General features: G+C 59.2%; 23 protein-coding genes and 1 pseudogene. 17 read left to right on the plus strand and 7 right to left on the minus strand.

Annotated elements, in window-relative coordinates:
- The first annotated feature begins 43 nt into the window (after positions 1–43).
- Together fepA and entD are read left to right on the plus strand one after the other, a co-directional pair.
- Positions 44–2,272 (plus strand): siderophore enterobactin receptor FepA, encoded by a 2,229-nt coding sequence (gene fepA / locus ABLV76_RS13160; RefSeq protein WP_017899050.1) that lies wholly within the window; start codon positions 44–46, stop codon positions 2,270–2,272.
- A 66-nt stretch (positions 2,273–2,338) separates the two neighbouring features.
- A complete protein-coding gene (entD, locus tag ABLV76_RS13165; RefSeq protein WP_048294361.1) occupies positions 2,339–2,968 on the plus strand; it encodes an enterobactin synthase subunit EntD in 630 nt (209 codons plus the stop codon).
- A gap of 36 nt (positions 2,969–3,004) precedes the next feature.
- Here entD and ABLV76_RS13170 read toward each other — a convergent pair whose 3' ends face one another.
- Together ABLV76_RS13170 and ABLV76_RS13175 are read right to left on the minus strand one after the other, a co-directional pair.
- On the minus strand, positions 3,005–3,940 hold the full coding sequence (locus ABLV76_RS13170) for a transketolase C-terminal domain-containing protein (protein ID WP_043521714.1): 936 nt from the start codon (positions 3,938–3,940) through the stop codon (positions 3,005–3,007).
- A complete protein-coding gene (locus ABLV76_RS13175; protein ID WP_017899047.1) occupies positions 3,933–4,763 on the minus strand; it encodes a transketolase in 831 nt (276 codons plus the stop codon). Before ABLV76_RS13175 ends, ABLV76_RS13170 begins: the two co-directional genes overlap by 8 nt.
- Positions 4,764–5,145: 382 nt before the next feature.
- Between ABLV76_RS13175 and ABLV76_RS13180 the strand changes: the two genes are divergently transcribed.
- The 8 genes from ABLV76_RS13180 (at position 5,146) to ABLV76_RS13215 (ending at position 14,194) form a co-directional block, all read left to right on the plus strand.
- Positions 5,146–6,096, plus strand: coding sequence for a sugar-binding transcriptional regulator (locus ABLV76_RS13180; RefSeq protein WP_002893602.1), 951 nt, complete (start codon positions 5,146–5,148; stop codon positions 6,094–6,096).
- A 347-nt stretch (positions 6,097–6,443) separates the two neighbouring features.
- The gene (locus ABLV76_RS13185; RefSeq protein ID WP_023319934.1) at positions 6,444–7,964 is read left to right on the plus strand and encodes an FGGY-family carbohydrate kinase; all 1,521 of its coding nucleotides are present in this window, start codon (positions 6,444–6,446) and stop codon (positions 7,962–7,964) included.
- Positions 7,965–8,123: 159 nt separating this feature from the next.
- Positions 8,124–9,059, plus strand: a complete 936-nt coding sequence (locus ABLV76_RS13190; protein WP_004176926.1) for a D-ribose ABC transporter substrate-binding protein — start codon at positions 8,124–8,126, stop codon at positions 9,057–9,059.
- A 43-nt stretch (positions 9,060–9,102) separates the two neighbouring features.
- Positions 9,103–9,723, plus strand: a complete 621-nt coding sequence (locus ABLV76_RS13195; protein WP_017899045.1) for a DUF2291 domain-containing protein — start codon at positions 9,103–9,105, stop codon at positions 9,721–9,723.
- A 1-nt stretch (position 9,724) separates the two neighbouring features.
- Positions 9,725–11,269: a sugar ABC transporter ATP-binding protein gene (locus ABLV76_RS13200; protein WP_335259045.1), complete on the plus strand. Its 1,545-nt coding sequence runs from the start codon at positions 9,725–9,727 to the stop codon at positions 11,267–11,269.
- 17 nt (positions 11,270–11,286) lie between these two features.
- Positions 11,287–12,354, plus strand: coding sequence for an ABC transporter permease (locus ABLV76_RS13205; RefSeq protein WP_002893591.1), 1,068 nt, complete (start codon positions 11,287–11,289; stop codon positions 12,352–12,354).
- A 61-nt stretch (positions 12,355–12,415) separates the two neighbouring features.
- Positions 12,416–13,213: an SDR family oxidoreductase gene (locus ABLV76_RS13210; protein WP_002893589.1), complete on the plus strand. Its 798-nt coding sequence runs from the start codon at positions 12,416–12,418 to the stop codon at positions 13,211–13,213.
- A gap of 195 nt (positions 13,214–13,408) precedes the next feature.
- Positions 13,409–14,194 carry an SDR family oxidoreductase gene (locus ABLV76_RS13215; protein ID WP_131076561.1) on the plus strand — a complete coding sequence of 262 codons (786 nt, stop codon included), beginning with the start codon at positions 13,409–13,411 and terminating at the stop codon, positions 14,192–14,194.
- Between the two features lie 52 nt (positions 14,195–14,246).
- Here the strand turns inward: ABLV76_RS13215 and ABLV76_RS13220 are convergent, their stop codons facing one another.
- On the minus strand, positions 14,247–14,852 hold the full coding sequence (locus ABLV76_RS13220; protein ID WP_023319931.1) for a glutathione S-transferase: 606 nt from the start codon (positions 14,850–14,852) through the stop codon (positions 14,247–14,249).
- A 254-nt stretch (positions 14,853–15,106) separates the two neighbouring features.
- Here ABLV76_RS13220 and ABLV76_RS13225 point away from each other — a divergent pair, with 254 nt between their 5' ends.
- Positions 15,107–16,000 (plus strand): LysR substrate-binding domain-containing protein, encoded by an 894-nt coding sequence (locus ABLV76_RS13225; RefSeq protein ID WP_065696702.1) that lies wholly within the window; start codon positions 15,107–15,109, stop codon positions 15,998–16,000.
- On the opposite strand, the gene ABLV76_RS13230 is transcribed toward ABLV76_RS13225, so the two are convergent.
- Together ABLV76_RS13230 and ABLV76_RS13235 are read right to left on the minus strand one after the other, a co-directional pair.
- Positions 15,997–16,932, minus strand: coding sequence for a mechanosensitive ion channel domain-containing protein (locus ABLV76_RS13230; RefSeq protein WP_276418254.1), 936 nt, complete (start codon positions 16,930–16,932; stop codon positions 15,997–15,999). The two genes, ABLV76_RS13225 and ABLV76_RS13230, sit on opposite strands and share 4 nt — an antisense overlap.
- Positions 16,833–17,253: pseudogene (locus tag ABLV76_RS13235) on the minus strand (hypothetical protein). The gene ABLV76_RS13230 and the pseudogene ABLV76_RS13235 overlap by 100 nt, the downstream one beginning before the upstream one ends.
- A gap of 225 nt (positions 17,254–17,478) precedes the next feature.
- Here ABLV76_RS13235 and ivy point away from each other — a divergent pair.
- Positions 17,479–17,925, plus strand: a complete 447-nt coding sequence (ivy, locus tag ABLV76_RS13240) for an Ivy family C-type lysozyme inhibitor (RefSeq protein WP_017899040.1) — start codon at positions 17,479–17,481, stop codon at positions 17,923–17,925.
- A 45-nt stretch (positions 17,926–17,970) separates the two neighbouring features.
- Here ivy and betT read toward each other — a convergent pair whose 3' ends face one another.
- Positions 17,971–20,004, minus strand: coding sequence for a choline BCCT transporter BetT (gene betT, locus ABLV76_RS13245; RefSeq protein WP_004885674.1), 2,034 nt, complete (start codon positions 20,002–20,004; stop codon positions 17,971–17,973).
- 128 nt (positions 20,005–20,132) lie between these two features.
- Here betT and betI point away from each other — a divergent pair, with 128 nt between their 5' ends.
- Genes betI through betA form a run of 3 tightly spaced genes read left to right on the plus strand, consistent with a single transcriptional unit; the run spans position 20,133 to position 23,884 of the window.
- A complete protein-coding gene (gene betI, locus ABLV76_RS13250) occupies positions 20,133–20,720 on the plus strand; it encodes a transcriptional regulator BetI (protein ID WP_017899038.1) in 588 nt (195 codons plus the stop codon).
- Positions 20,721–20,733: 13 nt separating this feature from the next.
- Positions 20,734–22,206, plus strand: coding sequence for a betaine-aldehyde dehydrogenase (gene betB / locus ABLV76_RS13255; protein ID WP_004885669.1), 1,473 nt, complete (start codon positions 20,734–20,736; stop codon positions 22,204–22,206).
- Positions 22,207–22,219: 13 nt separating this feature from the next.
- Positions 22,220–23,884 (plus strand): choline dehydrogenase, encoded by a 1,665-nt coding sequence (gene betA, locus ABLV76_RS13260; protein ID WP_017899036.1) that lies wholly within the window; start codon positions 22,220–22,222, stop codon positions 23,882–23,884.
- A 63-nt stretch (positions 23,885–23,947) separates the two neighbouring features.
- On the opposite strand, the gene ABLV76_RS13265 is transcribed toward betA, so the two are convergent.
- Positions 23,948–24,304 (minus strand): hypothetical protein, encoded by a 357-nt coding sequence (locus ABLV76_RS13265; RefSeq protein WP_048323311.1) that lies wholly within the window; start codon positions 24,302–24,304, stop codon positions 23,948–23,950.
- 201 nt (positions 24,305–24,505) lie between these two features.
- Between ABLV76_RS13265 and ABLV76_RS13270 the strand changes: the two genes are divergently transcribed.
- Together ABLV76_RS13270 and ABLV76_RS13275 are read left to right on the plus strand one after the other, a co-directional pair.
- Positions 24,506–25,174 carry a PAS domain-containing protein gene (locus ABLV76_RS13270; RefSeq protein ID WP_004885662.1) on the plus strand — a complete coding sequence of 223 codons (669 nt, stop codon included), beginning with the start codon at positions 24,506–24,508 and terminating at the stop codon, positions 25,172–25,174.
- Positions 25,164–25,964 (plus strand): PhzF family phenazine biosynthesis protein, encoded by an 801-nt coding sequence (locus ABLV76_RS13275; protein WP_022064793.1) that lies wholly within the window; start codon positions 25,164–25,166, stop codon positions 25,962–25,964. Before ABLV76_RS13270 ends, ABLV76_RS13275 begins: the two co-directional genes overlap by 11 nt.
- Positions 25,965–26,174: the final 210 nt, after the last annotated feature.

Here is a 26,174-nt window from a genome sequence, read left to right on the forward strand (position 1 = left end):
AGGGGCGTTTGGGGAACGTGGCGACAAAAAAGCAGGAATAACAATGAATAACAGGATCAAATCCCTGGCCTTGCTGGTCAATCTGGGAATTTACGGGGTTGCTTTTCCGTTAAGCGCAGCGGAAACCGCCACCGACGATAAAAACAGCGCCGCGGAAGAGACCATGGTGGTCACCGCCGCCGAGCAGAACCTGCAGGCGCCGGGCGTCTCCACCATCACCGCCGATGAGATCCGCAAGCGTCCGCCGGCGCGCGACGTCTCGGAGATCATTCGCACCATGCCGGGGGTCAACCTGACCGGCAACTCCACCAGCGGCCAGCGCGGCAATAACCGCCAGATTGATATCCGCGGCATGGGCCCGGAAAACACCCTGATCCTGATCGACGGCAAGCCGGTCACCAGCCGCAACTCTGTGCGTCTCGGCTGGCGCGGCGAGCGCGACACCCGCGGCGACACCAGCTGGGTGCCGCCGGAGATGATCGAACGCATCGAAGTGATTCGCGGCCCGGCCGCCGCCCGCTACGGTAACGGCGCCGCCGGCGGCGTGGTGAATATCATCACCAAAAAAACCGGCGATGAGTGGCACGGCTCCTGGAACACCTATATGAACGCCCCGGAGCACAAAGACGAAGGCTCCACCAAGCGCACCAACTTCAGCCTCAGCGGCCCGCTGGGCGGCGATTTCAGCTTCCGCCTGTTCGGTAACCTCGACAAAACGCAGGCCGACGCCTGGGACATCAACCAGGGTCATCAGTCCGAACGCACCGGGATCTATGCCGACACCCTGCCGGCCGGGCGCGAAGGGGTAAAAAATAAAAACATCGATGGTCTGGTGCGCTGGGAATTCGCCCCGATGCAGTCGCTGGAGTTTGAGGCCGGCTACAGCCGCCAGGGGAACCTCTATGCCGGCGACACTCAGAACACCAACTCCAACGACCTGGTGAAAGAGAACTACGGCAAAGAGACCAACCGTCTGTACCGCAACACCTACTCGGTCACCTGGAACGGCGCCTGGGACAACGGCGTGACCACCAGCAACTGGGCGCAGTACGAACGCACCCGCAACTCGCGCAAAGGCGAAGGTCTGGCCGGGGGTACCGAGGGGATCTTCAACAGCAACCAGTTCACCGATATCGATCTGGCGGATGTGATGCTGCACAGCGAAGTCAGCATCCCGTTCGACTATCTGGTTAATCAGAACCTGACGCTGGGCAGCGAGTGGAACCAGCAGCGGATGAAGGATAATGCCTCCAATACCCAGGCGCTGTCGGGAGGAGAAATTCCGGGCTACGACAGCACCGGCCGCAGCCCGTACTCGCAGGCGGAGATCTTCTCCCTGTTCGCTGAGAACAACATGGAGCTGACCGACACCACCATGCTGACCCCGGCGCTGCGTTTCGATCACCACAGCATCGTCGGCAACAACTGGAGTCCGTCCCTTAACCTGTCCCAAGGGCTGTGGGACGACTTCACGCTGAAGATGGGCATCGCCCGCGCCTATAAAGCGCCGAGCCTGTATCAGACCAACCCGAACTACATTCTCTACAGCAAAGGCCAGGGCTGCTACGCCAGCAAAGACGGCTGCTATCTGCAGGGGAATGAAGATTTAAAAGCCGAGACCAGCATCAACAAAGAGATTGGCCTTGAGTTTAAACGCGACGGCTGGCTGGCGGGCGTGACCTGGTTCCGCAACGATTACCGCAACAAGATTGAGGCAGGCTATGCTCCGGTCTATCAAAACGGTAAAGGTACCGATCTCTACCAGTGGGAAAACGTGCCGAAAGCGGTAGTGGAAGGCCTGGAAGGCACGCTCAACGTCCCGGTGAGCGAGACCGTCAACTGGACCAACAACATCACCTATATGCTGCAGAGTAAGAACAAAGAGACCGGCGATCGTCTGTCGATTATCCCGGAATACACGCTAAACTCCACGCTGAGCTGGCAGGTACGCGATGATGTTTCGCTGCAATCGACCTTTACCTGGTACGGCAAACAGGAGCCGAAGAAGTACAACTATAAGGGTCAACCGGTTACCGGCAGCGAGAAGAACGAGGTCAGCCCCTACAGCATCCTCGGCCTGAGCGCGACCTGGGACGTCACCAAATACGTTAGTCTGACCGGCGGCGTGGATAACGTCTTCGACAAGCGCCACTGGCGCGCGGGCAACGCCCAGACCACTGGGGGTGCCACCGGCACGATGTACGGCGCCGGCGCCGAGACCTACAACGAATCGGGCCGCACCTGGTACCTGAGCGTCAACACCCACTTCTGATAGCGGGTTCTCCCTGCCCCGCCCTTGCAGGATAAAGGGCGGGGACAACCACGGTATTCTTGCCCTATGCGCATCCATCACGCCACCCTGCCGCTGGCCGGCTATACGCTGCAGCAGATCGATTTCGACCCGGCGACTTTCCAGCCTGAAGATCTGTTGTGGCTGCCCTACCACGCCAGCCTGAGCGGCTGGGGCCGCAAGCGGCAGGCGGAGCACCTGGCCGGGCGCATCGCCGCGGTGTACGCCCTGCGCGAGGTCGGGGAAAAACAGCCTCCCGCCATCGGCGATCGGCGCCAGCCGCTGTGGCCCGCGCCCTGGTTCGGCAGCATCAGCCACTGCGGCCAGCGCGCGCTGGCGGTAGTGACTGACCGGCCGGTGGGGGTCGATATCGAGCGCCGGTTTACGCCACCGCTGGCGGCGGAGCTGGAGAGCAGCATTATCAACGAGGTGGAAAAAAAGGTGCTGTTACACAGCGGCCTGCCCTTCCCGCTGGCGCTGACGCTGGCGTTTTCGGCGAAAGAGAGTGGGTTTAAGGCGACGCCGACGGCAAGCCAGCGCGCGCTGGGGTTCGACGACTTTCAGATCGTGGAGGTAACGGCAAGCACCGTAGCGCTGCGGTTTGCGGGGCAACGCTATCCGCTGCACTGGACCGCGTCGGAGGAGCAGGTCATCACGCTTTGCGCATTGCAGCAGTAAACGCCCGCGCGCTTCACGCGACGGGCGTTCAGGCCATCAGCCCCTGTTTTGCACCCGGGCGACGATGGCGGCGGCATCAAACCCGTGGTACTGGCGCATCCAGCCGCGATCGGCGGCGGCGGCGTACTCCCCGTCCGGGATCCCCAAGCGCTGTAGAGTCATGCCCACGCCGGCTTCCGCCAGCACCTCCGCCACCAGGCTGCCCAGACCGCCGTTGACGTTATGCTCTTCGACGGTGATCACCGAGCCGCACGGCCGAAGCGCCGCCAGCAGCGCCGCGGTATCGCAGGGGCGGATCGACGGCACGCTGACCACTTTCGCCTGAACGCCGAGGTCGGCAAGCCGCTGCGCTGCCTCCACCACCTCATGCACCGTCGAACCGGTGGCCACCAGCGCGACGTCCTCGCCTTCGCGCAGGGTCAGCACGGCGCCGGGAACAAAGCGATACGACTCGTCAAGCAGCTCCGGCAGCGCCTTGCCATCGAGGCGAATATAGACCGGGCCCTGATAAGCAAGGGCATAGTCGATAATCTGCCGACATTCGCGCGGCGTGGAGGGGGCGAAGATCTGGATATTGCCGAAGCCGCGCATCACCGCCAGATCGTCAATCGCATGGTGGGTGCTGGCCAGCGGACCGTAGCTGGCCCCGGCGTTAAGGCCAAACAGCTTCACGTTGGTGTTGTTGTAACAGACATCCACTTTGATTTGCTCATTGGCCCGCGAAATGAGAAACGGCGCGGCGTTACAGGTCACCGCCACTTTGCCGCCCAGCGCCAGACCAGCGGCGGTGCCGACCATACTCTGCTCAGCGATGCCGACGTTCACCAGCCGGCCGGGAAACTGCTTAATAAAGGGGGCGATTTTGGCCGTCGACGTGGAGTCGGCCACCACCGGCACCAGATCGACACCGCTTTCCACGGCGGCGATAAAGGCCTCGACCATGACGTTAGCCAGGTGTTCTGCATTACTCATCTTTCAGTTCCTCCAGCGCCAGAGCGATCTCTTCACCTTTCGGCACCCGGTGGTGCCACTCCGGGCGCCCCTGGATAAAGGAGATCCCCGCGCCTTTCGTGGTATTGGCAATAATGACGTTTGGTTTACCCTTCTGCTGCAGCCCCTCGATGGCTGCGACCACCGAGGCCATGTCGTTCCCCTGGCATTCGCTGACCGCCATGCCGAAGGCGCGCCATTTGTCGGCCAGCGGATCGGTATTCATGATTTCGCGCGTCGGCCCGGCCAGCTGGAGATTGTTCTTATCATTAATAATGACCAGGTTATCCAGACCGTAATGCGCCGCTGCCAGAGCGGCTTCCCAGTTGCTGCCTTCCGCCAGTTCGCCGTCGCCAGTGATCAAAAAAATGCGGCGGGTGCTGTTGCTTTTCTTCGCGGCCAGCGCCAGCCCCACCGCAACAGGCAAACCGTGGCCCAGCGCGCCGGTGTTCAGCTCAATACCCGGCGTTTTCTGCCGCACCGGGTGGCCCGGGAGATGAGAATTAGCATGCTGGTAGGTCTCCAGCCACTCGACCGGGAAGAAGCCGGCCTCCGCCAGGACGCAGTAGTAGCAGCCCACCGCGTGGCCTTTCGACTGGATATAGATATCGCGCTGCGGGTCGTCGAGCCGATCCGGCGCGACGTTGAGAACGCGGAAATAGAGTGCGGTTAACAATTCGACCTGCGAGAGGTCGGCCCCGGTGTGGCCGCCGGCCGGACTATTGGCGTTTAAGCGCACTATGTGGCGCCGCACCGCGCGGGCTTTACGCTCCAGCGTCTGAATATCAAATCTGTAGGGATTCATTTCACACCTCTGAATTTATTTTCAGCATGGAATATTTATTCCAGCAAGAACTAAAAAAACCAGATATCCCTATGCCGGGTGGTAAGCCTTCTGCCACAGCGCCCTACTCAGGAACATTCTGCCTCCCGCTCCGGACTTAGCCCGGAGAAACACGTTGACTTGGAATCGCCTTGAATATATATTCAATGATGATTCTTTATTCGATTATGACCTGGCTGTTTTGTTTTTGTCCATAGTCGATTTTGAGGATTGGCAAAAGTTAGATGCCTGTCACACTTAAGTGTGATTTTTTTTCGCGTATGATAGAAGCCTCTATACCCTAAATAAAATGGCTGTCGCTAAGCGTCTGAACACAGGCGATAAATGATTTTCGAGGATTAATATGGCTAAGCAGGATGAACAACGGCTATTGGTTAAGATTGCCACGCTTTACTACCTGGAAGGACGAAAGCAGTCTGATATCGCCCAACTTCTCTCGCTCTCACAGTCATTTGTCTCCCGCGCCATTACCCGCTGCCAGAAAGAGGGCGTCGTCAAAATCAGCGTCGTACAGCCGTCAAACATTTTTCTGAAGCTCGAAAAAGGGCTTGAGGATCGCTACGGTCTTAAGCAGGCGGTGGTGGTGGATACCGAGGAAGAGGCCAGCGATCACACCATTAAGCGGGCGATTGGCTCCGCCGCCGCCCACTACCTGGAAACCCGTCTGCGGCCAAAAGATCTGATTGGCGTCTCCTCCTGGAGCTCAACCATTCGCGCGATGGTCGATGAAGTTCATGCGCAGAATCTGAAGGCCAGCGGCGTGATCCAGCTGCTCGGCGGCGTCGGGCCCAACGGTAACGTGCAGGCGACGATTCTTACCCAGACCCTCGCCCAGCGCCTGAACTGCGACGCCTGGCTGCTGCCGTCGCAGAGCATTGAGGGATCCATGGAGGAGCGCAACCGGCTGCTGGCCAGCAAGGACGTCGCGGACGTAGTGTCGCGCTTTGACGAGGTGGATATCGCCATCGTCGGCATCGGCATTCTCGAACCCTCCCAGCTGCTGAAAACCTCCGGGAACTACTATCACGAAGATATGCTGCAGGTGCTGGCGGCGCGCGGAGCGGTGGGCGATATCTGCCTGCACTACTACGACAAAAACGGCCATCCGGTGTTACGCGATGATGAAGATCCGGTGATCGGCATGGCGCTGGAGAAGGTCAAAAAATGCCCGAACGTGGTCGCGCTGGCCGGCGGCACTGACAAAGTCGCGGCCATCAAAGGCGCCCTCACCGGCGGCTACATTGACGTTTTAATCACCGATTATCCTACCGCCCGCATGCTGGTCAGCGACTAACCTGCCGCGCTGTTTTTCCTCTCTGCCGCCCTGACGCGCTTTTTTAGCCTCAGGGCTGGCCCTGTTAATGCATTGAAATTAAATGATTTAATCTACCACTCCAGCCGCCTGCCGCCGCTTTCGCCGATCGGCGAAATGTGATTGCCAGCACAATTGATGATTTTTCCGGTAGCCCGTCACCGGGTTTGTGGCTTAAGGTATCAAATAAATAATCACTATCGAATATATATTCAGTGATTAAGAAGATGATAACGAAATGTCACATCATGGCCTGCGTAAACGCATGAGACGGTGGAAGATATCCCGTCTCCGCTGTTCCAGGACACCGGGTGACCGAGGAGAGCACGATGCAGGCGACAGCAAAAGAGTTCATCATCGCCCTGGATGAAGGCACCACCAACGCCAAAGCGGTGGTGCTGGATAGCCGGGGCAAGGTTATCGTCAAATTCTCGCAGCCGCTGGCGCTCCAAACGCCGCGCGACGGCTGGGTGGAGCAGTCGGGCGAGGCGCTGGTGGCCGCCTCGCTGGCGGTGATCGCCAGCGCGGTGGCCCACGTCGGCGCGGAAAACGTCGCCGCGCTGGCCATCAGCAACCAGCGGGAAACCGCCATCGGCTGGTATCGCGACAGCGGCGAACCGATTAACGCAGCCATTACCTGGCAATGCACCCGCAGCGCCGCGTTCTGCGACACGCTGCGTCACGATCGTCAGGAACAGCGTATTAAACAGGCCACCGGCCTGCCGATCGCCCCGCTATTCTCGGCCTCCAAAATGCGCTGGCTGCTGGATGCGACTGCCGATGGCCGCCTGCGCGCCGAACGCGGCGAGATTTGCCTCGGCACTATCGACAGCTGGCTGCTGTGGAATCTGACCGCCGGAGAAGCCTTCTGCTGCGACTACTCCAATGCCGCCCGCACCCAGTTGTTGAATCTGCACCGCGGCGAGTGGGACGACGAGATGCTGGCGCTGTTCGGCATTCCGCGCGCGGCGTTGCCGGACATTAAACCGTCGAGCGGCCTCTTCGGCCATACCAAAGGGCTGGCCGCCATTCCGGACGGTATTCCCATTATGGCGATGATCGGCGACTCCCACGCGGCGCTGTTCGGCCACGCGCTCGGCGAAGCGGGCTGCGTGAAAGCCACCTACGGCACCGGTTCATCGGTGATGGCGCCAGTCAAATCGGCGCAGTGCGATATCGAGGCGCTGGCGACCACTGTCGCCTGGCACGATGGCGACCAGCTGGTGTGGGGTCTGGAGGGTAATATTCCCCACACCGGCGATGCCGTCGCCTGGATGGCGGACAGCACTGGCCTGAGCGAGCTCTCTGCCGCCGAGCTGGCCCATGAGCTGAACACCCTTCCCGCCTCCGTTGATTCGACCCTCGGGGTGTACTTCGTGCCGGCGCTGACCGGCCTCGGCGCCCCCTGGTGGGACGATAGCGCCCGCGGCGTGATCTGCGGCCTGAGTCGCGGGGTGAAACGCGCGCATCTGATCCGCGCGGCGCTGGAGTCCATCACCTATCAGATTGCCGACGTGGTGGTGGCGATGCGTCAGCATGAGGAGTTCACCCTGACGGCGCTGATGGTGGACGGCGGGCCGACCAACAATGACTGGCTGATGCAATACCAGGCCGATCTGCTCGGCTGCCCGGTGATGCGCAGCGACGTGCCGGAGCTGTCCGCCATCGGCGCGGCGTTGCTGGCCCGCAAAGCGCTCCATCCCGGGTCGACCGCCGATCTGCAGGCCTTCTTAACCGAACACAGCGCCTTTCAGCCCGACATGGCCCGCCACCAGCGCTTACAAACGCGCTGGCAGGAGTGGCGCCATGCGGTCGACCGAACATTATGGAAACCGGACTCGCCAGCCTGACCGCCAGACTGCGCGACAACACGCATTCACTTATCACAGGAGAAACCCGGCCCATAACGATATCGCTATCCCCGAATACATCAGGGGAAATTTCAGACCGTAAAAGCCTGCCCGCTCAGGGGCTCATTTGTTCGAATATAAAAATACAGGAACAGAGTCATGAAATTACGTATAACCCTTTTAACCGCTGCTACCCTGACCGCCTTCTCCTTTGCCGCGCACGCCGCGGAGAAAGGCACCATTATGATCATGGTCAACTCGCTGGATAACCCGTATTACGCCTCGGAAGCCAAAGGCGCCAGCGAAAAAGCCCAGGCGCTCGGCTATAAAACCACCGTGCTGTCGCATGGCGAAGATGTCAAAAAGCAGAATGAGCTTATCGACACCGCCATTGGTAAAAAGGTGCAGGGCATTATTCTTGATAACGCCGACTCCACCGCCAGCGTCGCCGCCATTGAAAAGGCCAAAAAAGCCGGCATTCCGGTGGTCTTAATTAACCGTGAAATTCCGGTTGATGATGTGGCGCTGGAACAAATTACCCACAATAACTTCCAGGCCGGCTCCGAGGTCGCCAACGTCTTCGTCGAGAAGATGGCGGAGAAAGGCAAATACGCCGAGCTGACCTGCAACCTCGCCGATAATAACTGCGTCACCCGTTCTAAATCTTTCCATCAGGTCATTGACCAGTATCCGGATATGGTCAGCGTGGCGAAACAGGATGCCAAAGGCACCCTGATCGACGGCAAGCGCATCATGGACAGCATTCTGCAGGCTCACCCGGACGTGAAAGGCGTGATCTGCGGCAACGGGCCGGTCGCCCTCGGCGCGATTGCAGCGCTGAAAGCGGCCAACCGTAGCGATGTGATCGTCGTCGGCATCGACGGCAGCAACGATGAGCGCGACGCCGTGAAAGCCGGCACCCTGCAGGCGACCGTGATGCTGCAAGCGCAGGCCATCGCCGCTCAGGGCGTCACCGATCTGGATAATTACCTGCAAAAAGGCGAAAAGCCGGCCAAACAGCGCGTGATGTTCCGCGGCATTCTGATTACCCAGGATAACGCCGATAAAGTCCAGGATTTCAACATTAAGTCCTGAGTTCGGGTGGTTGCGCCCCCGCGGGGGCGCAGAGGAGAGCATTATGTTTAAGAAAACCTGTCTGACGCTAGCCGTACTGGCGCTTGGGGGCTGTCGCATCGTCTCGCAGCAGGAGCTGGCAGATCTGAAATCGCCGCCCAACCCGCATATGGCGAACATGGATAAAACCTGGCAGCAGAGCATCGTACCCCAGGTGGTGGCGAAAGCGCGCCCGGCGGCGGAACTGATGAGCGCGCTCAAGGCGGCAAAAGATATCGATAGCGCCTGCAAAGCCCTTGGCTACCGCGCGCAGGACGAAAACCCCTGCATCTTCTACGTCAAGGTTTCAGGTACTGTCAGCAAGCTCGATACCGCCTCGCGCAGCGGCAAGATGACCCTGTCCGACGCCAGCGTCGGCAATGTGACGGTGCAAATTGGCCCCACCCTGCGCGGCACCCAGCTGCGCGACGGCTACAGCGGCGCCAGCTATCAGGACTTTAACGACCAGGTGCTGTTCGGCGAGTACAGCAAGAATATCAACAGCCAGGCGGTCAAAATGATTCAGACAGCCAACGTCAAAACCGGCGACAGCGTAGACGTGTACGGCGTCTTCTCGGCGTGGGATATTCCGCCAACCCTCCCGGAAATTACCCCGGCGAAAATCGTTCACGCGGGGGGGCAATAATATGGCGCCGCACGATCTCGTCGCTCCCCAGCCCGTTGAGTCTGAAGTGATTATCGAAACTCGCGGCCTGTCGCGCGTCTATCCCGGCGTGACCGCCCTGGATAATGTCAATTACCGGGTCTATCGAAATAAGGTCAACGTGCTGATCGGAGAAAATGGTGCGGGTAAATCCACCATGATGAAAATGCTTGCCGGTGTGGAAACGCCCTCCTCCGGGCAAATTATTCTCGATGGCGAGGCGGTGACTTTAAACTCTACCCATCAGGCAGAGAAATTCGGCATCAGCATTATTTTCCAGGAACTGAATTTATTTCCCAATATGAATGTGATGGACAACATCTTCATGGCAAATGAATTCTTTCAGAAAGGACGCATCAACGAAAAATATCAGTACGCGCTGGCCAAATCGCTGCTGGAGCGACTGGAGCTGGATGTCGATCCCTACACCCCGCTGGGCGAACTCGGTATCGGCCACCAGCAATTAGTCGAGATTGCCCGCGCGCTGTCGAAAGACACCCGGGTGCTGATCATGGACGAACCCACCTCGGCGCTGAGCCAGTCTGAGGTGAAAGTGCTGTTCAAGGTGATCGCGCAGCTTAAGCGCCGCGGCGTGACCATTATCTATATCTCGCATCGCCTCGAAGAGCTGATGGAGATCGGCGACCACATCACCATTTTCCGCGACGGCCGCTTTATCAGCGAGCGTCACGTCAGCGACGCCAGCGTGCCGTGGATCATCGAGCAGATGGTCGGCGATAAGAAAAAACATTTCGATTATCAACCGGCGCCAAAAGGCAACGCGGTGCTTGACGTCAAGGGACTGACCGCGCTGCATCCCAGCGGCGGCTACAAGCTTAATGACGTCACCTTCACCCTCAGCAAAGGCGAAGTGATCGGTATTTACGGCCTGCTGGGGGCCGGACGCACCGAGCTGTTCAAAGGCCTGGTAGGCCTGATACCCTGCCAGCGCGGCGAGGTGCACCTCAATGGCGAAAGCATCGGCAAAGCACGCTTTCAGCAGCGTCTGAAAAAAGGGCTGGCGCTGGTGCCGGAGGACCGCCAGGGCGAAGGCGTGGTGCAGATGATGTCGATTCAGGCCAACATGACGCTCTCTGATTTCAGCCTGCAGGGTTTTCGCCGCGCCTGGCGCTGGTTGAATCCGCAAAAAGAAGAGACCTGCGTGAAAGCGATGATCCAGCAGCTGGCGATCAAGGTCAGCGACGCCAATTTGCCCATCACCTCGCTGAGCGGCGGCAATCAACAAAAAGTGGTGCTGGGTAAAGCGCTGATGACCCAGCCGCAGGTGGTGTTCCTCGACGAACCGACGCGCGGCATCGACGTCGGTGCGAAAACCGACGTCTATCACCTGATCGGCAAAATGGCCCAGCAGGGGCTGGCGGTGATGTTTTCATCTTCTGAACTGGATGAGGTGATGGCCCTGGCCGACCGCATCCTGGTGATGGCCGATGGCCGCATTACCGCCGATCTACCGCGCCATGCGGTGACCCGCGAACAGTTAATCGCGGCTTCAACACCTCAAGATTAATCAGGCTGGAATCCATCATGAACCAGAAATATATGATTTATATGTACCTGCTGAAGGCCCGCACCTTTATCGCCCTGCTGCTGGTGATCGCATTCTTCAGCGTGATGGTACCCAACTTCCTGACCGCCTCTAACCTGCTGATCATGACCCAGCACGTGGCGATCACCGGTCTGCTGGCCATCGGCATGACGCTGGTCATTCTCACCGGCGGCATTGATTTGTCCGTCGGCGCGGTGGCGGGGATCTGCGGCATGGTGGCAGGCGCGCTGCTGACCAACGGCCTGCCGCTGTGGAACGGCGACATCCTCTTCTTTAACGTCCCGGAAGTGATCCTCTGCGTGGCGATCTTCGGCGTGCTGGTCGGTCTGGTCAACGGCGCGGTGATCACCCGCTTCGGCGTGGCGCCGTTTATCTGCACCTTAGGCATGATGTACGTCGCCCGCGGCTCCGCGCTGCTGTTTAACGACGGGAGCACCTACCCGAATCTCAACGGCATGGAAGCGCTGGGCAACACCGGTTTCGCCACCCTCGGCTCCGGCACCCTGCTCGGCGTCTATCTGCCCATCTGGCTGATGATCGGCTTCCTGGTGCTGGGCTACTGGCTGACCACCAAAACGCCGCTTGGCCGCTACATCTACGCCATCGGCGGCAACGAGTCCGCCGCCCGCCTCGCCGGCGTGCCGATTGTGAAAGCGAAAATATTCGTCTATGCCTTCTCCGGCCTGTGCGCGGCCTTTGTCGGCCTGATCGTCGCATCACAGCTGCAAACCGCGCACCCGATGACCGGCAACATGTTTGAGATGGACGCCATCGGCGCCACCGTGCTCGGCGGCACTGCGCTGGCCGGCGGCCGTGGTCGGGTAACCGGCTCGATTATCGGCGCCTTCGTCATCGTCTTCCTTGCCGACGGCATGGTGATGATGGGCGTCAGCGATTTCTGGCAAATGGTGATTAAAGGCGTGGTGATCGTCACCGCCGTGGTCGTCGACCAGTTCCAGCAGAAGCTGCAGAGCAAGGTCATCCTGATGCGCCGCCATGAGGAGAAACTGGCCGCCATCCCCCCCAACGGCGCCACCTCCAGCTAACCGGCAACGATTCATATCTTCCGCCGGGCCTGGTGCCCGGCTCAGCGAAAGGGAACAACATATGCAACGAGATTTCCAGAACAAAACGGTGGTGATCACCGGCGCCTGCCGCGGCATCGGCGCGGGTATTGCCGAGCGCTTCGCCCGCGACGGCGCGAACCTGGTAATGGTTTCCAACGCCGAACGGGTTCATGAGACCGCCGAAACCCTGCGTCAGCGCTATCAGGCGGACATTTTATCGCTGCAGGTCGATGTGACCGACGAAGCGCAGGTGCAGGGGCTGTATGAGCAGGCCGCCGCCCGCTTCGGCACCATTGACGTCTCGATTCAGAACGCCGGGGTGATCACCATCGATTACTACGACCGGATGCCAAAAGCCGATTTCGAAAAAGTGCTGGCGGTCAACACCACCGGCGTCTGGTTGTGCTGCCGCGAGGCGGCCAAATATATGGTGAAACAGAATCACGGCAGCCTGATCAACACCTCATCCGGTCAGGGGCGCCAGGGCTTCATCTATACCCCGCACTATGCCGCCAGCAAAATGGGCGTGATCGGCATTACCCAAAGCCTGGCTCATGAGCTGGCGCCGTGGAATATCACCGTCAACGCCTTCTGTCCGGGCATTATTGAAAGCGAAATGTGGGATTACAACGACCGCGTGTGGGGCGAAATTCTCAGCACCGAGCAGAAGCGCTACGGCAAAGGCGAGCTGATGGCGGAGTGGGTCGAAGGCATTCCGATGAAGCGCGCCGGCAAGCCGGAAGACGTCGCCGGGCTGGTGGCGTTTCTCGCCTCCGACGACGCCCGCTATCTCACCGGACAGACCATTAACATCGATGGCGGTTTGATTATGTCGTAATCCCCGCAGGTTAGCGGGCCCCATCGCCTGAATAAGGCGTCCCGCATTGGCGCCCCCCGGGACGGCCCCCGGTGGCGCTTCGCTTACCGGGGCTACGTAACACCGCCGAAAGTAGCCCGGATAAGGCGCGCTGCGCCGCTATCCGGGAAACAGGCCCCCGACGTTCGACACTATATATTGAAGAGAATAATCATTATGATCGGTAAAGACTTTGCACAACAGCTGTTTAGCCTGCGGGATCGCGTCGCCTTTGTCACCGGCGCCGGCAGCGGCATTGGCCAGACCATCGCCTGCAGTCTCGCCAGCGCCGGCGCACGGGTGGTCTGTTTTGATCTTCGCGACGACGGCGGGCTGGCGGAAACGGTCAGTCATATTGAATCCATTGGTGGCCAGGCCTGCGCCTACACCGGCGATGTCCGCCAGCTGGCCGACCTGCGCGCCGCCGTCGCGCTGGCCAAAAGCCACTTTGGCCGCCTCGACATCGCCGTTAACGCCGCCGGGATCGCCAACGCCAATCCGGCGCTGGAGATGGAGAGCGAGCAATGGCAGCGGGTGATCGATATCAATCTCACCGGGGTGTGGAATTCCTGCAAAGCGGAAGCGGAGCTGATGCTGGAGTCCGGCGGCGGGTCGATTATCAACATCGCCTCGATGTCGGGGATTATCGTTAACCGCGGCCTCGACCAGGCGCATTACAACTGCTCCAAAGCCGGCGTGATCCATCTGTCGAAAAGCCTGGCGATGGAGTGGGTGGCCAAAGGGATCCGCGTCAATTCCATCAGCCCGGGATATACCGCCACGCCGATGAATACCCGCCCGGAGATGGTGCACCAAACCCGCGAGTTTGAAAGCCAGACGCCGATGCAGCGGATGGCGAAGGTGGAAGAGATGGCCGGCCCGGCGCTGTTCCTCGCCAGCGACGCCGCCTCGTTCTGCACCGGCGTAGACCTGGTGGTCGACGGCGGGTTTGTCTGCTGGTGATCATTTCCTGCTTCAGGGCGCCACGCTGCGGCGCCCCTCTCCATCCCCGCCGTTAAGCCAGAGGATACTGTTGAAACGCCGGCAGCGCCTCCCCCTTCTGCGCCAGCGCGCGAATATGCGCAAACTCCGCTGCCGGCACCACCGCCGGGATCATCAACTGGATAAAGGACCAGACCACCGTGCTGGTGACCATCACCTGGTCCGGATGCGCGGCGACAGCGCGGTCTGCCAGCCGGGCGTCCCATTCCCGACAGGCGGCAAGCAGCTGGCCGGTCACCCGGGCTATCCACGGCTGATGCTGCTTCTCTTCCGGCCGCAGACGGTGCTCATAAACATGCTGGACCGCTTTTTCACTGGCGGCGAGGATCACCCCCAGCAGGTGCAGGTCGTGGGCCAGCGCCTCGGGATGAGCGGGAAGTAGCCGACGCCCGGCGGGGTTGGCCGTTTCGAAATAATGGAGGATCAGCGTGGAGTCCATCAGCTGCGTCCCGTTATCAAGAATCACCGTCGGCGCCTTGACCACCGGATTAATACGGGAGAATTCGTCAAAGCCGCTAAAGACCGATAGCGGCAGGCTCTCAAATTCCACGCCATAGAGCGCCAGAGAAACCGCCACGCGTCTTACATAAGGTGAATCCATCATACCAATGAGTTTCATCGTCACTCCTGCCTGCGATAAAGGGGTTGCTGGCTTACCTTACTGGAAAACCCGCCCCGCGAATATCAGGGGATGCTTACCGCAATGGTTAGGAAAACTAACAAACTGGCGCCACGGGGTAGTTCGCCGGTCTCCCCTGTGCTATACCGACTGAGACAGCCTGCATCCCCTCGACAGCCTGTTCGTAGCGGCTATAAAACCCGCTAACCCGGTAGTAACGTTAACGTATCGACTCCTTGACCAGAGAGATCACCATGGCAGATTTTCCCCCTGTCGCCAGCCTGCGCAGCTTTGAGGCGGTGGCGCGCCTCGGCAGCGTGACGCAGGCCGCCCACGAAATGAGCGTGACCCATTCGGCGGTCAGCCAGCACATCAAACAGCTGGAAGCCCTGGTCGGCGTCTCACTGTTTGTCCGCCACGGCCGCGGGGTGCGCATCACGGAAGAGGGGCGGCTCTATGCCCTGCAAATCCGCGAGGCGTTACAGCACATCGCCGACGCCACGCGGATGGTGCAGATAAAACCCCGCACGATGGAACTGACCCTGGCGACCCTCCCCTCCTTTGGCTGCCACTGGCTGCTGCCGCGGCTGGCGCGCTTTCAGGCGCGACATCCGCAGATCGCGGTGCGCCTGCTGACCAGTCTGGCGGTAGTCAACCTGCAGCAGGAGGGTATCGATCTGGCCATTCGCATGGGGCAAGGCGACTGGGAGGGGATGGAAAGCCGGCATCTGTTTGCCGATGAACAGCTGGTGGTGGCCGCGCCGCACTATCGCGGCGGCGACCTGCCGACCACCCCGCAGGCGATCGCCGCCAGCGATATCGTTTTTTCCATGGAGTCGTGGCACGCCTGGTGCAGCCAGGCGGGGCTGGAAAAGATCATCGTCCCCGCGGGCCTGCGCCTGAACGACTCCAACCTGGTGCTGGAGGCGGTTCGCCTGGGGGCCGGCGTGGCGCTGGAGCGGCGCTCGCTGGTGGCGGGAGCCATAGCCCGCGGCGAGCTGGTGCAGCTCACCGCCGTCACCGTCCCCTACCCCTGGCACTACTGGCTGACCGTCTCCCCGCAGGCGGAGAACCGGCCGGAAATCGCCCGGTTCATCGCCTGGCTGGAAGAGGAGATCGTCCTCTGGCGCCAGCAGATCAGCGCTTAGCCTTCGGCCGATGGCGGCAGGCCCGCCCGGGCGGCGTGCTCCTGGGAGAGACGCCAGAAATCGTGCCCGGCAGGATACTGATAAAGTCGCAGGGAGAACTGCCCGGCCACCGCGGTAATGTACTCAAATATCGCCGACTGGGTGTTTTCGTAGTCTTTCCACAGCGTCGAGGAGGTGAAGCAGTAAATCTCCAGTGGGATACCCGACGGCGACGGTTTCAGCGTTCTCGCCACAATGTACATCTCCTTAATAATATCCGGCCGCTCGGCGAGATAGTGCATCAGGTAGTGGCGAAACAGAGTCAGGTTGGTCAGGCCGTTATCGACAAACCAGCGGTCCGCCACGCCGCCGGGATCCCGGCCGTCAAGCAACGTGGTCAAAGGCTCATTCACCCCGCGGATGGCCAGCATCGAGGAGAGCATCTCCTGGTCGAGAAAACGCACCGAGTGCTGATCGATGGCGATACTGCGCATGATCCGCCGCGCCCCGGAGGAGAACATCGCCTGCCAGTTGGTATAGGTCTCGGTGAGGAAATTCTTGGTGGGAATACGGGAGATGGTATTGTCCCAGTTGCGGATGGTAATGGTGTGCAGCGCGATATCCGTCACCTCGCCGCTGAGGTTCTTGTCAGGCATTTCAATCCAGTCCCCCAGCTGGAGCACGTCGTTGGACGACAGCTGAACGTTCGCCACCAGCGACAGCAGGGTATGCTGGAACACGATCATCAGCACCGCCGCCACCGCCCCCAAACTGGAGATAATAATAATCGGCGATTTATTCGACATCACGGCGAGGATCATAATCGCCGCCAGGATGTGAACTAAGATTTTGCCTATCTGGATATAGCCCTTAATGGAATGATTTTTACGTTTGGTTTTTCGCAGATAAGAGCTGTTAACAATATCCAGCATCTCGTTGAAAAACACCGACATAAAAATAAAAAACAAGATCCCGCAGACGGTATTAATCGCCGTCACCAGCGATGCCGGCATCGCCGGCATAAACTGCAGAACGTAATAGACGATAATAACCGGAATGAAATTGGACAGCTTTTCGGCGATGCGTCGATCCTTCTCCAGCGGCACGTCCTGTTTATGGCTACCAAAGAAGACCTTACGCACCACTTTAATCAGCAAGAACTTGCATAAAAGGTGGGCAAATATGCCGGAGAGCAGCAGCAGAATAAGGTTAAATCCCACCGCCAGCGCCGGATTACTCTCAATAAACGTCAGTAGATGATTCACATACGCCATGCTTTATCGCCTGAATAACTATGCCATTTCGCTAACTGCTTTATCACAAGGGCATATATTGGAAAAAGTTAATCAATCCGCATCATGGCATATCGCTTAGCGTAACGTCCATGCGCGCACCGCCGCTAATCATTCACGGGATATATGTCAAAGTTTGCATTAATCATTATCTACGCTCACTATAAAGAGGCTTGTTATCAGGACGGAATAAGTCCAGGAGGAAACATGTTTAAAACGCTTACCGCTATTATCGCCTTAGCCGCCTCCGCCAGCGTTATGGCGCAAGGCGACGTCACGCTGAACAGTCTGGCCCACGATAGCGCCACCCGGGCGTCGTTTAACCAGATGGTCAAAGGCCATCAGCTGCCCGCCTGGGTGACCACCGGCGGCACCGGTTCGCCGGCGCAGACGGTGAAGCTGGGCAGCGAATCCTGGCAGGTGTTAAGCGCCTGCAAACCCCACGACTGCGGCCACGAGCGTATCGCGGTGATCTGGTCGGAGAAAAGCAAACAGATGTCAGGTGTTTACTCGGTGGTCGATGAAAAAACCGACCAGGAGAAGCTGACCTGGCTTAACGTCAGCGACGCCCTGTCCATCGATGGCAAAACCGTGCTGTTTGCCGCCCTCAGCGGTAGCCTCGACAACCATCCGGACGCCTTTAACTACCAGTAACCGCCCGTCGCCCCCGTCAGTCTTTCGCCGACGGGGGCTCCCTGGCTAGCCATCCGGGAACATCACGCTGTTCCCCGGCGCTTCCCTGTGCAAATGGATAAAGTTCAGGTGCCGCTCGTACTGGTCGAGAATATCGGTGATCACCTGCTCTTTGCTGTAGTCCATCAGGTCGTTACCCTGGCTGCCCTCCAGCAGGAAGGTCTCCAGCCGGTAATAGGTGGATTTCCCGCTGCGCGCCCGATAGGTAAAGCCCGGCACCGAGTACTGCTGCGGCCAGATCTTGTAGATAAAGTTCTGCTCGTCGCCCATGTGCACCAGCAGGTCGAGGTGGCCAAGGTTCTCCCCCTCTTCCGGCGGCAGGCTCTTCAGTTCCACCGCGGCGCCGCGCAGCCGCAGCTCCTGGGCCACTTCCTCCATCGCCGGGTAGCACACCGTCTCCATCATCTGTTTGGTATAGCGTGTGCCCGGGTAATTCATCAGCCGCGACAGGCGCTTCTTCCAGCTCAGCCGGTCCTGCAGGCCCATCGGGCGCGGGGCGGTGTCGCGGCTGGCGCTGACCCGGCGGTAATCTTCCACTTTCAGGGATTTATACAGTCCGGCCATCACGAAGAAAATCACAAAGCTGAACGGCAGCCCCATGATCACCGTGGTGTTCTGCAGCGCCGAGATGCCGTTGGTCATCAGCATCCCGAGGGTTAGCAGGCCGATAGCTACCGACCAGAAGATGCGCAGCCAGTTCGGGGCGTCGCTGTTAATGTCCTTCAGCTTCGAGGTGAAATTCCCCAGCACCAGCGCGCCGGAGTCGGCGGAGGTGACGTAGAACAGCAGACCGGTAATGGTCGCCACCGAGGCGCTAAAGGTAAACGCCGGATACTGCGCCAGCAGGCTGTAGAAGCCGCGCTCCGGGTGGAGCATCGCCTCCTCGGCAAAGGCCGCGTCGCCGTGGATGATCTCATACAGCGCGCTGTTGCCGAACACCGACAGCCACAGCAGGGTAAAGGTGAACGGAATGATCAGGGTGCCCATCACAAACTGGCGGATGGTGCGCCCGCGCGAAATGCGCGCCAGGAACAGGCCAACGAACGGCGACCAGGCCACCCACCACGCCCAGAAAAAGAGCGTCCAGTTGTTCATCCACTCTACCGGGCGGTCGAAGGCGAAGCTGTTCAGCGTCATGCCCATAAAGCGGTTGACGTAGTCGCCGACGTTGAGCACTAACGCATTGAGCAGGAAGGAGGTATCGCCCATGAACAGCACGAACAGGATCAGCCCCAGCGCGAGGGCGACGTTCAGTTCAGAGAGCACGCGGATGCCCTTGTCCACCCCGGAGGTGACCGAGATGGTGGCGATGATCACCGACAGCGCAATCAGGGCCGCTTTCGCCGCCAGCGAGTCCGGAATATCGAACAGCACGCTCAGACCGTAGTTGAGCTGCACCACGCCAATGCCGAGGGTAGTGGCGATGCCGAAGATGGTGCCGATCACCGCCGCGATATCGACGCTGTGGCCGATGGGCCCATTGATCCGTTTGCCGAAAATCGGGTACAGCGCCGAGCGGATGGTCAGCGGCAAATTATAACGATAGCTAAAGTATCCCAGCGCCATGCCCATCAGGGCATACATCGACCAGCCGGTTAAGCCATAGTGAAACAGGGTCCACACCATCGCCTGGCGCGCCGCCTCGATGGTCTGCCCCGCCCCTTCCGGCGGCTGCATATATTGCGTCACCGGCTCGGCCACGGAGAAGAACATCAGGTCGATGCCGATCCCGGCGGCGAACAGCATCGCCGCCCAGCTCAGCAGGCTGAACTCGGGCTTGGACTGCTCCGGCCCGAGCTTCACCGATCCGAAGCGCGAGCAGGCAATGCAGACGACGAAGACGATATACAGCGTCGCCGCCAGCAGATAGTACCAGCCGAAGGTTTTCGACACCCAGCCCAGGGTGCGTCCAATCCACTCGGCAGAAAAATCGCGAAAAAAGATCGTCATCAGGGAAAACAACAAAATCAGTCCGGCAGAGGTGTAAAAAACCACCGGATTGATTTTGTCCTTTTCTCTGTTTTGCGAAAGATCTGTCATCCAGTATCCCCACTGTTTTTGTAACTATTAAAATTCAATCACGTAACAATTAAGACACATTTTATATTGAACGTCCAATCAAAAACCGCTTTAATAGTTAACCAACGCTGATGAATGGAGTGGCAAAAATGCCCAAACTGGGGATGCAGCCAATCCGGCGCAGGCAACTGATCGACGCCACGCTGGACGCAATAAATGAAGTCGGAATGCACGACGCGACCATCGCGCAGATCGCCCGGCGGGCGGGCGTGTCGACGGGGATCATCAGTCACTATTTCAAAGACAAAAATGGTCTGCTGGAGGCGACCATGCGCGACATCACCAGCCAGCTACGCGACGCGGTGCTTAACCGTCTGCACGCCCTGCCGGACGGCAGCGCCGGAGAGCGTCTCCAGGCGATAGTCGGCGGCAACTTTGATGAGACGCAGATCAGCAGCGCGGCGATGAAGGCCTGGCTGGCCTTCTGGGCCAGCAGCATGCACCAGCCGATGCTCTACCGCCTGCAGCAGGTGAGCAGCCGCCGCCTGCTGTCGAACCTGGTGTACGAGTTCCGCCGCGAGCTGCCGCGCCAGCAGGCCCAGGAGGCCGGCTACGGGCTGGCGGCGCTGATAGACGGCCTGTGGCTGCGCGCCGCCCTGAGCGGCAAACCGCTGGATAAGACGCTGGCGCAGTCGCTGACCAGCCACTTCATCAGCCAGCATTTACCGACCGAATAACCGAGGAGAATTTATGTCCCGAATGGCAGAACAGCAGCTTTATATCCATGGTGGTTATACATCCGCCACCAGCGGTCGCACCTTCGAGACCATTAACCCGGCCAACGGTGAAGTCCTGGCAAGCGTACAGGCTGCCGGACGCGAGGATGTCGACCGCGCCGTCGAGAGCGCGCGGCGTGGGCAAAAAATCTGGGCGGCGATGACCGCCATGGAACGCTCGCGCATCCTGCGTCGCGCCGTCGATATCCTGCGCGAACGGAACGACGAGCTGGCAAAGCTGGAAACCCTCGACACCGGTAAAGCGTATTCCGAAACCTCAACCGTGGATATCGTCACCGGCGCGGACGTGCTGGAGTATTACGCGGGGCTGATCCCGGCGCTGGAAGGCAGTCAGATCCCCCTGCGCGAGACGTCGTTCGTCTACACCCGCCGCGAACCGCTGGGTGTGGTGGCCGGGATTGGCGCATGGAACTACCCGATCCAGATCGCTCTGTGGAAATCCGCCCCGGCGCTGGCCGCCGGCAATGCGATGATCTTCAAGCCGAGCGAAGTGACCCCGCTCACCGCCCTGAAACTTGCGGAAATCTATACCGAAGCGGGTCTGCCGGACGGCGTGTTTAACGTCCTGCCGGGTGTGGGCGCGGAGACCGGCCAGTACCTGACCGAGCATCCGGGTATCGCTAAGGTCTCCTTTACCGGCGGCGTCGCCAGCGGCAAAAAGGTGATGGCCAACGCGGCGGGCTCGTCCCTGAAAGAGGTGACGATGGAGCTGGGCGGCAAATCGCCGCTGATTATTTTCGACGATGCGGATCTCGATCTCGCCGCCGACATCGCCATGATGGCCAACTTCTTCAGCTCCGGACAGGTGTGCACCAACGGCACCCGGGTGTTCGTCCCCGCGAAGGTTAAGGCGGCGTTTGAGCAGAAAATCGTTGAGCGCGTGGGCCGCATCCGTGCGGGCGATCTGTTCGATGAACGCACCAACTTTGGCCCGCTGGTCAGCTTCCCGCACCGTGACAATGTGCTGCGCTACATCGCCAAAGGCAAAGCAGAAGGCGCGAACCTGCTGTGCGGCGGCGACGTGCTGAAGGGCGAAGGCTTTGACAACGGCGCGTGGGTGGCCCCGACCGTGTTTACCGACTGCAGCGATGAGATGACCATCGTGCGCGAGGAGATCTTCGGCCCGGTGATGTCCATCCTCACCTATGACACCGATGAAGAAGCGATCCGCCGCGCCAACGATACCGACTACGGTCTGGCGGCGGGTATCGTCACGGCCGACCTGAACCGCGCCCACAGCGCCATTCATCAGCTCGAAGCGGGTATCTGCTGGATCAACACCTGGGGGGAATCCCCGGCGGAGATGCCGGTCGGCGGCTATAAGCACTCCGGCATTGGCCGCGAGAACGGCGTGATGACCCTGCAGAGTTACACCCAGGTGAAGTCCATCCAGGTTGAGATGGGTAAATTCCAGTCCATATTTTAACCGGGAGGTTTTTTTGCAATTTGACTACATCATTATTGGCGCCGGCTCCGCCGGCAACGTTCTGGCGACACGACTGACTGAAGATCCAAACACCACCGTCCTGCTGCTGGAAGCCGGCGGCCCGGACTACCGGTTCGATTTCCGCACCCAGATGCCCGCCGCGCTGGCTTATCCGCTGCAGGGCAAGCGCTACAACTGGGCCTACGAGACCGAACCTGAGCCGTACATGAACAATCGCCGCATGGAGTGCGGACGCGGCAAAGGGCTCGGCGGCTCGTCGCTGATCAACGGCATGTGCTACATACGCGGCAACGCCCTGGACCTCGATAACTGGGCCGCCGCGCCAGGGCTGGAACACTGGAGCTATCTCGACTGCCTGCCCTACTACCGGAAAGCGGAAACCCGTGATATCGGGCCCAACGACTACCACGGTGGCGATGGCCCGGTGAGCGTCACCACGCCGAAGCCGGGCAATAATCCGCTCTTCGAGGCGATGGTTGAAGCCGGGGTGCAGGCGGGTTATCCGCGCACCGACGATCTTAACGGTTACCAACAGGAAGGCTTTGGTCCGATGGACCGCACCGTGACGCCGCAGGGCCGTCGCGCCAGCACCGCCCGCGGCTATCTCGACCAGGCGCGCGGTCGCCCCAACCTGACCATCCGCACCCATGCGCTGACCGATCATATTATTTTTGCCGGCAAGCGCGCGGTGGGCGTCGAGTGGCTGGAGGGGGAAAGCACTATCCCGTCAAAAGCGACGGCCAACAAAGAGGTACTGCTGTGCGCCGGGGCGATTGCCTCGCCGCAGATCCTGCAGCGCTCCGGCGTCGGCAATCCCGAGCTGCTCAGGCAGTTCGATATCCCGGTGGTGCACGATCTGCCCGGCGTGGGTGAGAACCTGCAGGACCATCTGGAGATGTATCTGCAATATGAATGCAAAGAGCCGGTGTCGCTCTACCCGGCGCTGCAGTGGTGGAACCAGCCGAAGATCGGCGCCGAGTGGCTGTTCGGCGGCACCGGGATCGGCGCCAGTAACCAGTTCGAAGCGGGCGGTTTTATCCGCAGCCGCGCCGAGTTCGCCTGGCCGAACATTCAGTACCACTTCCTGCCGGTGGCGATTAACTACAATGGCTCCAACGCGGTGAAAGAGCATGGCTTCCAGTGCCACGTCGGTTCGATGCGTTCTCCGAGCCGCGGCCACGTGCGCCTGAAGTCACGCGACCCGCACGCCCACCCGGCGATCCTGTTTAACTATATGTCCCATGAGCAGGACTGGCAGGAGTTCCGCGACGCCATTCGCATTACCCGGGAGATCATGAACCAGCCGGCGCTGGATAAGTATCGCGGCCGCGAAATCAGCCCTGGTATTGACTGCCAGAGCGATGCCGAGCTGGATGAGTTTGTGCGCAACCACGCCGAGACCGCATTCCACCCATGCGGGACCTGTAAGATGGGTTACGACGAGATGGCGGTGGTCGACGGCGAAGGCCGGGTCCACGGTCTGGAAGGCGTGCGGGTGATCGATGCGTCGATTATGCCGCAGATCATCACCGGCAACCTGAACGCCACCACCATTATGATCGGCGAGAAGATGGCTGACGCTATTCGCGGCCGCCAGCCGCTGCCGCGCAGCACCGCGGCGTATTATGTCGCTGGCGACGCGCCGGTTCGCCGCTAACCGTTTAGGCCACGCTTGTCCTTTCCCGTGCGGAAAGGACACTCCTCACCTTTCCAGCATCCCTTAGCGCTCAAGGCACAGCTGAATAATGCTATCAACAGCAGCATTCACCTGTTTTGCACCGGATATCAGGGTGATACTTATCGCCCTCGCCCCAGCCACCTGATACATATCGATCTGGGCGACTCGTGTGCCATGCTGCGAAATATCAAAGAAGTTTGGCGCATTCTGCTCGGGGATGATGCGCTCAACCTCATAGCCATGCGGCTTCAGGGCGCTGCGTATGCAGTCATAGCGCCAGTGCAGCCCCAGCCGATCGGATACCGAATAAGTCTGATAGATGGTTTTGTCGCCGAAGGGGTGAATGACTCCGCAGGCCACCAGCAGAACGGCAATGACTATCAAGCCAAAAATTCTCATTATATTTCCATAACATAAAGACGCACCCGACATGAGCGCTGACGCTTTGCGCAGCGGAATTTACGCTGCCAGCACTAAAAATTCAACTTTTTGTTGATAATTAAACATTGTGCGTATAACTTAATCCTGTCAGCGTATCTCCCATGGTAAAATGGCGTTCCGGGGTCGCTTCCTGACCACGATTCCAGCAGAGGATCATCCATGACATCAGAGTACACACAGCAGGTTGCACAGATCGCCGGGCCGCTTGAAGCAGCCATGGACGCCATGGCGGGAACGTTATCAGCGAATCAGGAGGTGGTGTTGCATAATCTCACTACCCCTGAACATTCCATTATCAAAATTATTAACGGTCATGTTAGCGGCAGGGGTAATGGTGATCATTTATTAGCCGGCCCGGAAAAAGATACCGGTTTTGCGCTGCTTCTGCAGAAGACGAATAACAACAAGCCGAGAACCATAAGCGATTATAAAACCGTCACCGCTTCAGGGAAAACGCTCAATAGCGCATCGACAATTTATTACAGCGAAGAGGGATATCCGCTTATCGCCTTCTGTATTAATGTCGACCCCTCGCCTTTTGAGCAAATACGCAAGAGCCTTGACGCGCTGCTGCCATCGCCGGCGGAGGCCGCAGAGGCGGTCGATCTTAATTTAGGCGGATTGATCGATCAGTCAATCCAGGAAATCATTGATAAATATTCAGTGCCGGGTAAAAAAATACAAAAAGCGCAGCGTTTGAAAATTGTCGCTGAAATGCATACGAAAGGTATTTTTAAAATGCGCGGGGGCGTGCAGCAGGCGGCTCAGGCCCTGGGGGTAACACGATATACGGTTTATAATGACCTTGAGGTGATGAATGAAAAATAATTCACAGCAGCGCATTCGCTTTTATCAGGTCGATGCTTTCTCAAAAGGCCCCTTTACCGGCAATCCCGCCGCGGTTTGTTTGCTGGAGGCGTGGCCTGAAGATAGCGTGCTGCAGCGCATTGCGACGGAAAACAACCTGTCGGAAACGGCCTTTGTTGTCAGGCAGCCTGACGGTTTCGGATTGCGATGGTTTACCCCAGCCGTCGAGGTCGATCTCTGCGGTCATGCCACGCTGGCTGCGGCCAGCGTGCTGCTCAATCAACAAGCGCGCGAACGGGTGCGTTTTTTCACCCGCAGCGGCGCGCTGGACGTCACGTTGCATGATGGAAAATATACCCTGGATTTTCCGCTGGTTGTTCCGTCACCCATCGCCGCGCCGCAAGGATTGTTCAAGGCGCTGGGACTGGCTGAAGACGCAGGTGAAACCTGGCAAGCCTCCGATATTATTGTCGTCATTGATGACGAAGCGCTGTTGGACGCGCTTAAACCCGACTTTAACGCCTTGAATGCCTTCAACACCCGTGGCGTGGTGGTCACCGCCGCATCACGGACCTTCGATTTTCGTTCTCGCTGGTTCGGTCCGCAGGTGGGAGTCAACGAAGATCCGGTCACCGGTTCGGCACATACTTTTCTGGCGCCGCTGTGGAGTGAGAAACTGGCGAAAAAAACGCTTCATGCCCAGCAAGGTGGTAACCGTAAGGGAGAACTCTTCTGCCACATCAAAGATAACGGACGTGTTGAACTCTCAGGCGAAGCCTGTCTGGTTATTGAAGGTACCTTTATTTTGTAAACCGACGAATCTATAGTTTATTTGCAAAATTATATTAGCTTAATGGCGAATTGTGATTCTCATCATCTTAAATAGGCCTCTTTAATATTTTGGTGAGAATCATTTAATAACGTCATCCGGGGTTTGCCGTTTCCAGCCCCGGAGCATTGATAATAACAGCTATTTTTATCCGTTACGTGCGAAAAGATAATAAGCGTGCTGCCTGCGCAA

It is taken from the genome of Klebsiella sp. GB_Kp047 (assembly GCF_040065235.1).
GTDB classification, from domain to species: Bacteria; Pseudomonadota; Gammaproteobacteria; order Enterobacterales; family Enterobacteriaceae; genus Klebsiella; species Klebsiella quasipneumoniae.

Bases quoted from the DNA above. Each gene is read 5' to 3' on its own strand.
- ABLV76_RS13215 (WP_131076561.1), top strand. From the start codon at position 13,409: ATGATCGGTAAAGACTTTGCACAACAGCTGTTTAGCCTGCGGGATCGC.
- ABLV76_RS13195 (WP_017899045.1), top strand. From the start codon at position 9,103: ATGTTTAAGAAAACCTGTCTGACGCTAGCCGTACTGGCGCTTGGGGGC.
- ABLV76_RS13220 (WP_023319931.1), bottom strand. From the start codon at position 14,852: ATGAAACTCATTGGTATGATGGATTCACCTTATGTAAGACGCGTGGCG.
- ABLV76_RS13185 (WP_023319934.1), top strand. From the start codon at position 6,444: ATGCAGGCGACAGCAAAAGAGTTCATCATCGCCCTGGATGAAGGCACC.
- ivy (WP_017899040.1), top strand. From the start codon at position 17,479: ATGTTTAAAACGCTTACCGCTATTATCGCCTTAGCCGCCTCCGCCAGC.
- ABLV76_RS13175 (WP_017899047.1), bottom strand. From the start codon at position 4,763: ATGAATCCCTACAGATTTGATATTCAGACGCTGGAGCGTAAAGCCCGC.
- ABLV76_RS13210 (WP_002893589.1), top strand. From the start codon at position 12,416: ATGCAACGAGATTTCCAGAACAAAACGGTGGTGATCACCGGCGCCTGC.
- betT (WP_004885674.1), bottom strand. From the start codon at position 20,004: ATGACAGATCTTTCGCAAAACAGAGAAAAGGACAAAATCAATCCGGTG.
- ABLV76_RS13200 (WP_335259045.1), top strand. From the start codon at position 9,725: ATGGCGCCGCACGATCTCGTCGCTCCCCAGCCCGTTGAGTCTGAAGTG.
- ABLV76_RS13180 (WP_002893602.1), top strand. From the start codon at position 5,146: ATGGCTAAGCAGGATGAACAACGGCTATTGGTTAAGATTGCCACGCTT.
- ABLV76_RS13190 (WP_004176926.1), top strand. From the start codon at position 8,124: ATGAAATTACGTATAACCCTTTTAACCGCTGCTACCCTGACCGCCTTC.
- ABLV76_RS13205 (WP_002893591.1), top strand. From the start codon at position 11,287: ATGAACCAGAAATATATGATTTATATGTACCTGCTGAAGGCCCGCACC.
- betI (WP_017899038.1), top strand. From the start codon at position 20,133: ATGCCCAAACTGGGGATGCAGCCAATCCGGCGCAGGCAACTGATCGAC.
- ABLV76_RS13225 (WP_065696702.1), top strand. From the start codon at position 15,107: ATGGCAGATTTTCCCCCTGTCGCCAGCCTGCGCAGCTTTGAGGCGGTG.
- ABLV76_RS13170 (WP_043521714.1), bottom strand. From the start codon at position 3,940: ATGAGTAATGCAGAACACCTGGCTAACGTCATGGTCGAGGCCTTTATC.
- ABLV76_RS13265 (WP_048323311.1), bottom strand. From the start codon at position 24,304: ATGAGAATTTTTGGCTTGATAGTCATTGCCGTTCTGCTGGTGGCCTGC.
- ABLV76_RS13275 (WP_022064793.1), top strand. From the start codon at position 25,164: ATGAAAAATAATTCACAGCAGCGCATTCGCTTTTATCAGGTCGATGCT.
- ABLV76_RS13270 (WP_004885662.1), top strand. From the start codon at position 24,506: ATGACATCAGAGTACACACAGCAGGTTGCACAGATCGCCGGGCCGCTT.
- betB (WP_004885669.1), top strand. From the start codon at position 20,734: ATGTCCCGAATGGCAGAACAGCAGCTTTATATCCATGGTGGTTATACA.
- ABLV76_RS13230 (WP_276418254.1), bottom strand. From the start codon at position 16,932: ATGTCGGTGTTTTTCAACGAGATGCTGGATATTGTTAACAGCTCTTAT.
- fepA (WP_017899050.1), top strand. From the start codon at position 44: ATGAATAACAGGATCAAATCCCTGGCCTTGCTGGTCAATCTGGGAATT.
- entD (WP_048294361.1), top strand. From the start codon at position 2,339: ATGCGCATCCATCACGCCACCCTGCCGCTGGCCGGCTATACGCTGCAG.